This is a genomic window from Klebsiella sp. RHBSTW-00215, from assembly GCF_014103785.1.
Classification (GTDB): domain Bacteria; phylum Pseudomonadota; class Gammaproteobacteria; order Enterobacterales; family Enterobacteriaceae; genus Klebsiella.
In genome coordinates, this window is record NZ_JABXQS010000001.1 from 373,923 (window position 1) to 386,298 (window position 12,376).

10 protein-coding genes are annotated in these 12,376 nt (G+C 56.3%); 6 read left to right on the top strand and 4 right to left on the bottom strand.

Features of this window, described 5'->3' with window-relative positions:
* Positions 1-18 precede the first annotated feature (18 nt).
* Genes HV127_RS01820 through HV127_RS01840 form a run of 5 tightly spaced genes read left to right on the top strand, consistent with a single transcriptional unit; the run spans position 19 to position 6,150 of the window.
* Positions 19-2,655 carry a fimbrial biogenesis usher protein gene (locus HV127_RS01820; RefSeq protein WP_182234776.1) on the top strand — a complete coding sequence of 879 codons (2,637 nt, stop codon included), beginning with the start codon at positions 19-21 and terminating at the stop codon, positions 2,653-2,655.
* Positions 2,656-2,665: 10 nt separating this feature from the next.
* Positions 2,666-3,196, top strand: coding sequence for a fimbrial protein (locus HV127_RS01825; protein WP_182240529.1), 531 nt, complete (start codon positions 2,666-2,668; stop codon positions 3,194-3,196).
* A gap of 12 nt (positions 3,197-3,208) precedes the next feature.
* Positions 3,209-3,709, top strand: coding sequence for a fimbrial protein (locus HV127_RS01830; protein WP_182234778.1), 501 nt, complete (start codon positions 3,209-3,211; stop codon positions 3,707-3,709).
* Between the two features lie 13 nt (positions 3,710-3,722).
* The gene (locus tag HV127_RS01835) at positions 3,723-4,685 is read left to right on the top strand and encodes a fimbrial protein (RefSeq protein WP_228727442.1); all 963 of its coding nucleotides are present in this window, start codon (positions 3,723-3,725) and stop codon (positions 4,683-4,685) included.
* A 28-nt stretch (positions 4,686-4,713) separates the two neighbouring features.
* Positions 4,714-6,150 carry an EAL domain-containing protein gene (locus HV127_RS01840; protein ID WP_182240533.1) on the top strand — a complete coding sequence of 479 codons (1,437 nt, stop codon included), beginning with the start codon at positions 4,714-4,716 and terminating at the stop codon, positions 6,148-6,150.
* Positions 6,151-6,178: 28 nt separating this feature from the next.
* Here HV127_RS01840 and HV127_RS01845 read toward each other — a convergent pair whose 3' ends face one another.
* From HV127_RS01845 to HV127_RS01855, 3 genes are all read right to left on the bottom strand, one after another.
* On the bottom strand, positions 6,179-6,451 hold the full coding sequence (locus HV127_RS01845) for a GNAT family N-acetyltransferase (RefSeq protein ID WP_110276387.1): 273 nt from the start codon (positions 6,449-6,451) through the stop codon (positions 6,179-6,181).
* A gap of 11 nt (positions 6,452-6,462) precedes the next feature.
* A complete protein-coding gene (gene yjdI / locus HV127_RS01850; protein ID WP_182234780.1) occupies positions 6,463-6,693 on the bottom strand; it encodes a 4Fe-4S mono-cluster protein YjdI in 231 nt (76 codons plus the stop codon).
* 82 nt (positions 6,694-6,775) lie between these two features.
* Positions 6,776-9,508 carry a LuxR C-terminal-related transcriptional regulator gene (locus HV127_RS01855; RefSeq protein WP_182234782.1) on the bottom strand — a complete coding sequence of 911 codons (2,733 nt, stop codon included), beginning with the start codon at positions 9,506-9,508 and terminating at the stop codon, positions 6,776-6,778.
* Between the two features lie 162 nt (positions 9,509-9,670).
* On the opposite strand from HV127_RS01855, the gene HV127_RS01860 reads away from it, so the two are divergent.
* Positions 9,671-10,450 carry an acetoin reductase gene (locus HV127_RS01860; RefSeq protein ID WP_110276384.1) on the top strand — a complete coding sequence of 260 codons (780 nt, stop codon included), beginning with the start codon at positions 9,671-9,673 and terminating at the stop codon, positions 10,448-10,450.
* Between the two features lie 160 nt (positions 10,451-10,610).
* Here the strand turns inward: HV127_RS01860 and HV127_RS01865 are convergent, their stop codons facing one another.
* Positions 10,611-12,164 carry a peptide MFS transporter gene (locus tag HV127_RS01865; protein ID WP_182234784.1) on the bottom strand — a complete coding sequence of 518 codons (1,554 nt, stop codon included), beginning with the start codon at positions 12,162-12,164 and terminating at the stop codon, positions 10,611-10,613.
* Positions 12,165-12,376 lie beyond the last annotated feature (212 nt).

A 12,376-nucleotide genomic window follows, 5' to 3' on the forward strand; every position in this document is an offset into this window, starting at 1 on the left:
CTTTGGACCGGAGGGACTATGTCACATCTGAAATATGGACTCGACTACCTGGGCTCCGGGCGTATAAACAGCCATGGGCCGATAAATGTGCGCGCTTTCGCCCCAGTCACGCTGGCCCTTTTACTCTCCTCACTGATCTTTTCAGTGCAGGCAGAGCTCTATTTTAATCCGCGTTTTTTAGCGGACGACCCTGCCGCCGTGGCAGACTTATCAGGATTTGCCAGCGGCCAGGAGGTGCCTCCGGGAACCTATCGCGTCGATATTTACCTTAACGATGGTTTTATGGCCACTCGCGATGTCACTTTTAATGCAGGAAAGAGCGACCATGCGCTGCTCCCCTGCCTGACCCGCGGGCAGCTTTCAGGAATGGGCGTGAATACCTCATCCGTTGAGGGGATCAACACCCTGGCGTCCGATGCCTGCGTGCCGATAACCGAGATTATCAAAGATGCCACCACCCGCTTTGATGTTGGCTTACAGCGGCTCTATCTGACCATTCCCCAGGCGTTCATGGGCAATCGCGCCCGTGGCTATATTCCGCCTGAACTCTGGGACCACGGGATTAACGCCGGGCTGCTGAACTATAACTTCACCGGTAATAACGTCCACAACGACATCGGCGGCAGTAGTCACTACGCCTATCTGAATCTGCAAAGCGGGCTGAACCTCGGTGCGTGGCGTCTGCGTGACAACACCACCTGGAGCTACAGCAGCAGCGGCAGTTCTTCAACCAATGAAAACAAGTGGCAGCACGTCAATACCTGGCTTGAGCGCGACATCACCCCACTACGCTCACGCCTGACGCTTGGCGACAGCTACACCAACGGCGATGTCTTCGATGGCATTAACTTCCGTGGGGCGCAGTTAGCCTCCGACGACAATATGCTGCCGGACAGCCAGAAGGGATTTGCTCCGGTGATCCACGGTATTGCCCGCGGCACGGCGCAGGTTTCGGTGAAGCAGAACGGCTATGAGATCTACCAGAGCACGGTGCCGCCCGGCCCGTTCACCATTAACGATCTCTACTCCGCAGGCAACGGCGGCGATCTGCAGGTGACCATCAAAGAGGCCGACGGCAGCAGCCAGGTTTTCACCGTTCCCTACTCATCCGTCCCGGTGCTCCAGCGCGAGGGCCATACCCGCTATGCCGCCACCGCTGGGGAGTTTCGCAGCGGCAACGATCAGCAGGACAAACCGAAGTTTTTCCAGAGCACTCTTTTGCACGGTTTACCGGCCGGCTGGACGCTGTACGGCGGTACCCAGCTGGCAGATCGCTACCGCGCCTTTAATCTCGGCGTGGGGAAAAACCTGGGGCAGTTAGGTGCCTTGTCGCTGGATGTGACTCAGGCCAACGCGACCCTGCCCGATGACAGCAAGCATCAGGGACAGTCGGTGCGTTTCCTCTATAACAAGTCGCTGACGGATACCGGAACAAATATTCAACTGGTGGGCTACCGCTACTCTACGCGCGGCTATTTCAGCTTAGCTGACACCACCTATAACCGAATGAGCGGCTACAACGTCAACACTCAGGATGGCGTGATTGAAGTAAAGCCGAAGTTCACCGACTACTACAACCTCGCTTATAACAAGCGCGGCAAAGTGCAGCTCAGCGTTACCCAGCAGTTAGGACGCACCGCCACCCTCTACCTCAGCGGCAGTCATCAAACCTACTGGGGAACCAGCAGCGCCGACCAACAGCTACAGGCCGGGCTGAACGCCGCCATTGATGATATCAACTGGACGCTGAGCTACAGCCTGACCAAAAACGCCTGGCAGCAGGGCCGTGACCAGATGCTGGCGCTTAATTTTAGTATCCCGTTCAGCCACTGGATGCGCTCCGACAGTACCTCGGTCTGGAAAAATGGTAACGCCAGCTACAGCATGTCTAACGATCTGAATGGTCGAACCACCAGCCTCGCAGGCCTGTACGGCACGTTACTGGAGGACAACAACCTGAGCTACAGCGTACAAACCGGCTACGCGGGCGGCGGGGAAGGTAACAGCGGCAGTACCGGCTACGCGGCGCTGAACTACCGCGGCGGCTACGGTAATGCCAACGTCGGCTACAGCCGTAGCGACGGCATTAAGCAGCTTTACTACGGCCTGAGCGGCGGCGTACTGGCCCACGCCGATGGCGTCACTCTCAGCCAGCCAATGAACGATACCGTGGTGCTGATCAAAGCTCCTGGAGCAGACGGGGTGAAGGTGGAAAACCAGACCGGTGTTCGTACCGACTGGCGCGGCTACGCCGTGCTGCCCTACGCCACCGAATACCGGGAAAACCGGGTGGCGCTGAATACCAATACGCTCGCCAACAATGTCGACCTTGATGATGCCGTAGTCAGTATTGTGCCGACCCACGGAGCGATAGCGCGTGCCGAATTTAAAGCCAGCGTCGGTATGAAGCTACTGATGAAGCTGACTCACAACGGTAAACCGGTTCCCTTTGGCGCAATGGTCGCCTCTGTGGGTAGCCAGAATAGCAGCATCGTTGCCGATGATGGCCTGGTCTATCTGAGCGGGATGCCGCTGACGGGCAAGGTGCGTGCGAAGTGGGGAGAAGGGCCGGATGCCAGTTGCGAAGCCGACTATCGTCTGCCGCCGGAAAGCCAGAACCAGGCGCTAAGCCAGCTGTCGGCAGTATGCCGCTAAGGAAGCCATGATGATGAGAAAAAACCTGTATCTGCTGGGCACCATACTCTCTCTGGTCTCCCTCAGCACGCCTGCTGTCGATAGCACCATCACGATTAGTGGATATGTGCGAGATAACACCTGCGCCGTTGCGGGGGAATCAAAGGATTTTACCGTCGACCTGATGAATAACGCCGCAAAGCAGTTTAATGCCATCGGCACGACCACGCCGCTGGTGCCTTTTCGCATCGTGCTGTCGCCCTGCGGCGGTTCCGTTACCGCGGTCAAAGTCGGTTTTACCGGCGTAGCGGACAGCGACAACACCAGTTTGCTTAAGCTCGATAGCGGAGTATCGGCGGCTTCCGGCATCGGCGTGCAGATCCTCAGCGGCAGCCGGGTACCTCTGGTTCTCAACTCCCCCTCGTCAAATATTACATGGACAACACTGAAGCCCGGTCAAACCAATACGCTGAGCTTTTATGCCCGATTGATGACCGCACGCGTTCCGATAAGCGCAGGACACGTTAGTGCTACCGCGACGTTCACTCTTGAATTTCAGTAACCGGAGGCTGATATGAAATGGACTCATGCACGCTGGCTGCTGGCCGGTTTACTGGCCTTCGCCAGCACCTCCCATGCCGCCGATGTGACCATTACCGTTAACGGCAAAGTGGTGGCCAGGCCCTGCACCATATCTACGCCGAAGGCTACCGTCGATTTGGGTGATTTATACACCTTCAATATGCTTTCACCCGGAGCGGCATCGGGCTGGCATAACGTCACGCTCGATCTCAGCAACTGCCCGATTGGCACGTCACGAGTCACCGCCACCTTCAGCGGAACGACTGACAGCACAGGCTATTACAAAAATCAGGGAACGGCGGGAAACCTTCAACTGGAATTACAGGACACCAGCGGAAGCCGATTTAACAACGGTTCAACCAAAACGATGACCGTCAACGATGCAACGCAGTCGGCCAGTTTTCCATTACGCGTCAGAGCGCTGACGGTCAATGGCGGGCCAACACAAGGAACAATCCAGGCGGTGATTAGCGTCACCTACACCTGGCTTTGAGGCAGGAGATATCATGAATCAGCAGATTACCCCCCCCGTTCAATGTCGCCTGACCTTCATCAGGGCGCTGTGGGTTTTGATCTTTTTATCTGGATTCTCGACCAGCGCCAGAGCCTACACCTGCTACGACTCCACCGGCACGGTATTGAACAGCGATACCGGAGGAAAGGTATCCAACGTCTATGTCAATCTACAGCCAAGTCTTGGGGCAGGACAAAACCTGGTCGTCGACTTATCCAATTCTATTTTTTGCAAGAATGATGCTCCGAACACGCGTAACGATATGGTGAGCATGCTACAAGGCTCGGCCTATAGCGGCCTGCTGACAAATTTCACCGGCTCTTTAAAGTACTACGGAGTCAGCTACAATTTCCCGCTAAACTCCCCAACCGCCAGCCACAACTTTACTTCCGGTAACTACACTAACTGGAATACGCAGCTCTACCTGACTCCAATATCGACCGCCTCCGGGCTGGCAATAAGCGCAGGTTCGCATATCGCAACACTGGTCATGTATCAGGTCGGTTCCGATATCAACGGCGGCGGTAATGTTCGTACTTCAAAATTTACCTGGCACATTTATGCTAACAATAGCGTGATCATCCCTACGGGCGGGTGTGATGTTTCCGCCCGCAACGTTACGGTAACGCTACCTACCTATCCCGGTTCTACCGCAATCCCACTCACGGTAAGATGTGGGCAAAATCAAAATATCGGGTTTTACCTCTCTGGCACCACGGCTGATACCGCCAACACCGTTTTCACCAATACGTCCTCAGCCTCCCCGGCTCAGGGGATTGGCGTTCAGCTATTGCGTAATGGCTCTATCATGCGATCAAACAGTACCGTCGCAATGGGAACCGTTGGCACTTCTGCGGTTAATTTGGGCCTCACCGCGACCTATGCACGCACCAGCGGGCAGGTCACCGCGGGGAACGTCCAGTCAATTATCGGGGTGACCTTTGTTTACCAGTAGCGCGCCTGTCGCGCACGGCAGGGTGGGGATAGATTATATCCTCTCGCCCTGCTCGTTGGTGGCCGACGGGCTGGTAAAAGTCATGACGGCCTGTGGGATGCGGCCCGTGGTGCTGCCGCTGGACGCGACGACATTACCTGCCGGAGCTGATATTCGCCGCATCGTGGTATTTCTGCCCGAAGCTCCGGCCAGGCTGCTTATCACTCTGCAGCAAGTCGCCTCGATGCTGGAGCTGGCGGCCACGCCGCTACCGATGCTGATCCTCAGCCGTAGCCCGGCCAGCTGGCTGTGGCATACCCTGCTGCATCAGGTTATCGACCACCATCTGCTTTCTGAAGTGAGTGCCGCCGCCTCCGACCTGCCCGTCCCGAGTCTGACCACGCTACTCCAGGACTATACTCTGGAAAGATATCCTTCGCTTAAACAGCTGGCGGACGAAGAGATGCGGATCGGCGGAAGAAAAGCTGGCGGACTCACCAGACAGGAGCTGAATGCTATTCTCGGTTTACTTAGCGGAGACAGTGTTAACGCCCAGGCAAAACACCGCGGTATTAGCCACAAAACGCTTTATACCCAGCGAACCGCAGGACTGAAAAAAATCGTCGAGCATCATCCTCAGTTGGCAACCCGTTTCCCCGGCAACCAGACAAAGAGACAGAAAATACAACCTAACGCTGCGCTTTCCGCTTTTGAGCGAGAATTTGTCCATGCTGTACACTGTCGGCAAATTTTCCCGGTTTTCCAGCCCATTACTGATGGTCGGATGCAGCTTAAAGGTCTGGAGCTCCTCTCTCGCTGGCGGCAAAACGGTCACGTTATTCTTCCGGGCGATTTTTTACCGCAGTTGCGTTCAGAGTACGCGTGGCTGGTTTTGACGGCCTTTGTACTCCGGGAGGCCGTGCAGAATATCAATCAGCATCCGGGGGAGTTTTATTTCTCGGTCAATATCCCCGCCGCCATCGCCAGCCATGAAAATCTGGTCAGTATGCTGGAAACGGCGCGTCAGCAACTGCATCAGCCACATGTATCTTGTCGGCTGGTACTGGAATTTGCTGAAACCATCGACATCAACCGCCAGAGCAAAGTGGCTGAAAACATCGCCCGATTACGCAAGCAGGGCTTCACCATTATGCTGGATGACTGCTTTTCACAAAGCAGCGTCATGTTTCCGGTGCGCTCCGTCAAATTCAGCGCATATAAGCTGGATATGAGTATTGTGAATGATATGCAGGGAGATCTACACGCGCTCGCGCTGATAAAAAGCCTGATCTACTATTGTCAGCTGACCGGCAGCCGCTGTATTGCTGAAGGGGTGGACAGTCTGGATAAATTCAATAAATTGAAAGCGCTGGGGATCGATCGGTTTCAGGGATACTTCATCTCTGCGCCGGTGGAGCGAGAAAACGTCGGCGATCTTATTCAGCGCCTCTTATCAGGCCGCGATCTGACTCTTATCGCCGGGTAAATAGCGCCAGCACGCTGGCGCATTGATTTCAGGCGCGAATATCGTCGTACTCGCGGGTATTATCAAATTCATGTTTAGCAAACGGGCACAACGGAATAATTTTCCGCTGCTCGCCACGCATTTTTTCGACCACTTTCGCCACCAGCTTTTTCCCCACGCCCTGACCTTTCAGGCTGGGGTCCACGTCAGTGTGTTCAATAATACTGAGATGCTCGCCTGTCGGTACAAAAACGATTTCCGCCACCTGATTCCCTTCGGCGTCATTGACGTAAAACTTGTTGTGGCCTTCCAGTATTTCCATCATTTCCTCGCTTATTTGTGGCGATACTTCAATGCGCCGCTTGGGCAGGTATCGATAACCTTCATGACCGTGGTGACATCCACCTCATCGGGAACGATCCACGGTTTACGTTTCAGGTTGAAGAGCTTTGCGCTACCGCGCACGCAGTTTCCCGAGTGCTGGCAGAGAGCGGTATTGAAGTAGACATCAATCTGCTCCCCGGTATAGGCACGATAGCCCGCTTCCAGTAGTTCCTTATCCATGACATTGCCTCAGCTGTTTTTATTGGTATGGTTGTAAGCATAGTCCCGGACGCTAACGCTGGCTATGGGGGATAAGGTCGCGTTAATTTAACAAACGCCACTCTCGCGCCTGATTTACCGCCTGAATACGTCCCTTCACCTGTAGCTTCTCGTAAAGTTGCTTGAGATGCCATTTGACGGTTTCCGCCGAAATGCCCAGCTCGCGCGCAACGCCTTTATTGGAATACCCCTCGGCGATCAAACGCAGCGTTTGCTGCTCCCGTTCGGTAAGACGCAACGCGGGCGGCTGCGGGCGATTCTCATCCGTGGCAATCCCGGCGGTCGCGAAATGCGATAACAGAGATGGGATATCAGCGGTCAGGTTGTCGTCCGGCCCACCACGTTTAAGTATCTCACTCAGTAGCGAAGCCATCTCCGCCCCGCCCTCCAGCAGGCTGCGCAACAGTCCCTGGTGCAATGCGCGCGAAAGGGCCGGGCGGCAGACAACCACAGCCTGCTCCTGAGCCCCCGCGCGCCAAAGGGCAACAGCCTGCATCAGCCGTAAACGCACGGCAAACAGCCACTCGCCGTTGTGTTCCCGGACGCTTGCCAGTTTATCCAGTCGCCGCGCGGCGGCCAGCGGATCGCCAGAAGCATAAAGTAAACGACACTGGCTTAACGCGATATATCCGCCAACCGCATCCTGCTGTTGCGCCTGATTAAGCCCCTGCAGGCGGCACAGCAGCGCTTCGGCAGTTGATCTGTCACCCGCGTGGAGCGACATGGCGAGCCGTTCCGCCAGCAGTGGAGCCTGCGCCCGCAGCCAGCCGCGCTGGGCGGCCAACCCCTCGGCATGAAGCAATAACGACTCCGCCTTTTCCCGCTCGCCTGCCGCGCGAGCCTGACGGGCCAGCACGATGTAGCAGCGGCTAAGGCCGTCCGGCGGGCAAAAGTTATCAATCATCTCCAGGCGCGGGGCGAGCAGGCTCTGGACCTGCTCAACGTCGCCTTTTTCCCAGGCAATCTCCGCCAGTATGGGGGCCAGAGTCGCCCCGCTGCTGGAGTTAGCACCGGTATGCTGTTGCGCATAACGCAGCGCACGCGTGGCTTGCCGCTCCGCCTCGGCGAGATTCCCCTGGCGCAGATACCCCTGCGCCATTACGAACGCCCGGTAGACTTCAACAAAAAGGTTGCGGTTGGCAACGCTCGCCCCCGCCACCCGCTGCTGAACATCCAGCGCCTGCTGTGGCCGTGAATCCGCGAGGTGGCAGTAGCTGAGGATGTTGCACACCAGACCATCGACCCAAACATCGCCGCACGGCACCTCGCACAGCAGCGGCTCGACAATGGCAATGCTGCGCGAAATGTTGTCAGCAAAGGCTTCGCAAATCGCCCGCACAACCTGCAACTTTACCCGCGAACTGTGGGCCAGAACATCAGGACTGGCAGCCGCCTGCATCTCAATGGCATCGAGCAGTTGGCGGGCATCACTAAAGCGGAAACGGTGCGCTAGCGCCCAGGCCAGATTGAGCTGAAGTTCAATGCGCGACGGATCAAGGTTGTCGGGTAGATAGCGGATCCAGCGCACAAGGGTATCAATATCCCCCTCTTCCGCCAGCGACTGCGCCCCGGCCTCGGCATCCTTCGTCGCCGATTTACCAGCAGCCAGCGCGTGGCGAATCGCCTCAGCCCAAAGCTGTTGTGAGGCAAACCAGCCGCTGGCGCGGTCGTGCAACTGGCGAATATCAATCTCGCTACTGTGCTGCAGGCGTTGCAGTAAGGCATCGCGCATCAGCGGGTGATAGCGAAACCAGAGGCCGCCCTCATCCAGCGCCGACAGAAACAGGTTGTGCTGCTCAATCCACGCCAGCATCTCCCTGGCGTTATCTTTGCCGCTAACCGCATCGCATAACGCCGGGTGCAGGCGGTTAAGCAGTGAAGTGTGCAGAAGAAAATCAAATACCTCAGTGGGAAGCGGCGCAAAGATAACCTCTTCGAGATAGCGGGAGATTGACCGCGAGCTGGCGCTAAGCCCCATCGCCGCAGATGAAGAACCGGCGGCATCATGGGATAGCGCGGCCATTTTCATCCCCGCCACCCAACCTTCCGTCAGCGCAATCAGCCGGGGAATATCCTGCGCATTAAGCGCTGACGAGGCAGCAAAATAGGCATTGGCTTCGCTGGGATTAAAGCGCAATTCCGGGTCATACACCTCCAGTAGCTGGTCCTGCATTTGCAGGCGGCTTAGCGCTAAAGGCGGCTGGTGACGGCTGCCGATAATCAGATGCAAAGAAGACGGCGCATGGTTTAGCAGCCAGCTCATTCCCCGCTGAATCGCCGGGTCGGTAATGCACTGATAGTCGTCGAGAATAAGATAAAGCGGGTGTGGGCACTGATTGAGCTGATTGACGAGTTCGGCAAGGAACAGAGTGATATCGGCTGGAAGTTCCCCCTCCAGAGCATGTAGAAAAGGCGAGCTCCAGCCTTGCCACAGCGGTCGTAGCGCCTCCTGCAAATAGCGCATAAACAGCAGCGGCGCGCTGTCATCCTCATCAAGGCTCAGCCAGGCCAGCGCATCACCTTGTCGATGGCGATGCCGATACCACTGCGCCAGCAGGGTCGTTTTGCCAAATCCGGCGGGGGCGCAAACCAGCGTCAAGCGGCGGGATGTCGCGTCATCGAGGCGCTGGAGCAGGCGCTCCCGGGCCAATAGCGTTTCCGGCGAGCGGGGCGGCGTAAAGCGGGTGGCGATTAGCGGCAGCGCGCGCGTGAAGCGGAAAGGTTCCTGCTCAACAAAGGCCGCCAGTGAATCATCCTGTGAGGATAAAAAAGCCATACCGCGATTACCTCTTAATCCAGTCCGTTGGTCATTATCCCCCCCATCAGGGGGGTAGGCCATGCTTATCGTGCCAGATAGAGTAATTCAATTCACTACGTTGATATGACGTCAGTCGCAGAGATCCCAGGTTTATTAATCAGTACAAGGTGAGTACAGAATATGGCTATCGAAAATAAAGTTGCGCTGGTAACCGGCGCGGGTCAGGGCATTGGCCGCGGTATTGCGTTGCGTCTGGCCAAAGATGGCGCGTCGCTGATGTTGGTGGACGTGAATCCTGAAGGGATTGCCGCCGTCGCCGCCGAAGTCGAGGCGCTGGGCCGTAAAGCAGCCACCTTCGTCGCCAATATCGCCGACCGCGATCAGGTTTATGCCGCCATTGACGCGGCGGAAAAGGCGTTGGGCGGCTTTGATATTATCGTCAACAACGCCGGGATCGCGCAGGTACAGGCGCTGGCCGACGTAACCCCTGAAGAGGTTGATCGGATTATGCGTATCAACGTTCAGGGCACCTTGTGGGGCATTCAGGCGGCGGCGAAAAAATTCATCGACCGTCAGCAAAAAGGGAAAATCATCAACGCCTGCTCTATCGCCGGGCATGATGGCTTCGCGCTGCTGGGGATCTATTCCGCGACCAAATTTGCCGTGCGCGCCCTGACCCAGGCGGCTGCAAAAGAGTATGCCAGCCGCGGCATTACGGTTAACGCTTACTGCCCGGGGATTGTAGGTACCGGTATGTGGACTGAAATCGATAAACGCTTCGCAGAGATAACCGGTGCACCGGTTGGCGAAACCTATAAAAAGTATGTGGAAGGCATCGCGTTGGGTCGTGCTGAAACGCCGGACGATGTGGCAAGCCTGGTTTCGTATCTGGCAGGCCCGGATTCCGACTATGTTACCGGTCAATCGATCCTGATCGATGGCGGTATTGTTTACCGTTAAAAAGTAAACCCGGCACAGCACAGATCTGCGAAAAATTCGTCACGTGCTGATGCTGTGGTTTTTGTAGGCCGGGCAAGGCGCTAGTCGCCGCCCGGCAGACAAGTGAGCACACTATCATCAGTCTAAAACCCGGCACAGCACGCGCCGGGTTTCAGAGGTATTACGCGTTAGCCGTCGGTTCCTGCGGCTTCTTGCTCTGGGTGTTTTCCAGCATCCGGCGAACCGGCACAATCAGTACACACAACACCGCGGCACAGATCAGCAGCGCAATGGAACAGCGGGCGAACAGGTCAGGCAGCATATCCAGCTGATCGGCCTTCACATGACCGCCAATCAAGCCTGCCGCCAGGTTCCCCAGCGCGCTGGCGCAGAACCACAGCCCCATCATCTGACCACGCATTCTTTCCGGTGCCAGCAGCGTCATGGTCGCCAGACCAATCGGGCTCAGGCACAGCTCGCCCAGCGTCAGCATCAGGATGCTGCCGACCAGCCACATCGGCGAGACGCCAGCTCCCTCGTTGCTCAGCACGTTTTGTGCCGCCAGCATCATCAGGCCAAAGCCCGCGGCGGCGCACAGAATGCCGATAACAAACTTGGTGATGCTGCTCAGACGCACGTTTTTACGCGCCAGCGCAGGCCACGCCCAGCTAAATACCGGTGCCAGCAGAATGATGAACAGAGCATTGATCGACTGGAACCATACCGCCGGGATCTCAAAAGAGCCGATCATACGGTTGGTGTAGTCGTTAGCGAACAGGTTGAATGAGGTTGGCTTCTGCTCGAACGCCGACCAGAAGAAGGCCGCCGAAACCAACAGGATAAAGCAGACCAGCAAGCGAGCGCGCTCTTTACGGCTTAAGCCTGCGAAGGCAAACAGATAGATGAAGTACAGCACCACCGAGGCGGCAATGACGTAGACCAGCATGCTGGCAACCGCGACAGGGTTAATCACGATAACGCCCTGGGCAATCAGCGTAATGACAATTGCCACGCCGACCGTCAGCGCCAGCAGCCATCCGCCCACGCCGTTTCTTTTCACGACCGGGCTATTCCAGGTTGAGTCGAGACCGACTTCGCTGTCGTAGCGTTTCATCGCCGGAACGGCAAAGACGCGGAAGATAACCAGCGCGACCAGCATCCCGATACCGCCGATACCAAAGCCCCAGTGCCAGCCGTGAGACTTAATCAGCCAACCGGAGATCAGCGGCGCAATGAACGACCCCATATTGATGCCCATATAGAACAGCGAGAATCCACCGTCGCGGCGCGCATCGCCCTTCTTGTAGAGCGTCCCAACCATCACCGAAATACAGGTTTTGAACAGGCCGGAACCGAGCACGATAAACATCAGGCCGATAAAGAACAGCGTGTCGCCCATCACCGCCGACAGCGCGATGGACAGATGGCCCAGGGCAATCAGAATCGAACCGTACCAGACCGCCTTTTGTTGACCAAGCCAGTTATCCGCCAGCCAGCCGCCCGGCAGCGCGGCAAGATACATCGCACCGGCAAAGATACCCACGATCGCCGAGGCGTTCTCACGCGCCAGCCCCATGCCGCCGTCATAAACGGTGGCCGCCATAAACAGGATCAGTAATGGACGAATGCCGTAGAACGAAAATCGCTCCCACATTTCGGTGAAAAACAGCGAACCAAGCGGATATGGATGACCAAAAAAGGTCCGACCTTCATTTTTATTCACAGAGGAATGCATAACTTCTCCCAAAAGATACCCGCAGCGATTTAAAACCACGGGAAGCGTGTTGACCTTTTATACACAAAGTCAATTATTCACATTTAATGTGATGATATTTAACCATTTGATAACCTAAAAATGGTCCTGTCTAGTCCCTTACCCCAACTTTTTAGATGAAAATTCGACAAACGTCTACTTTTCTGGATTTAAAGTTGGTGAGAGGGGAAATG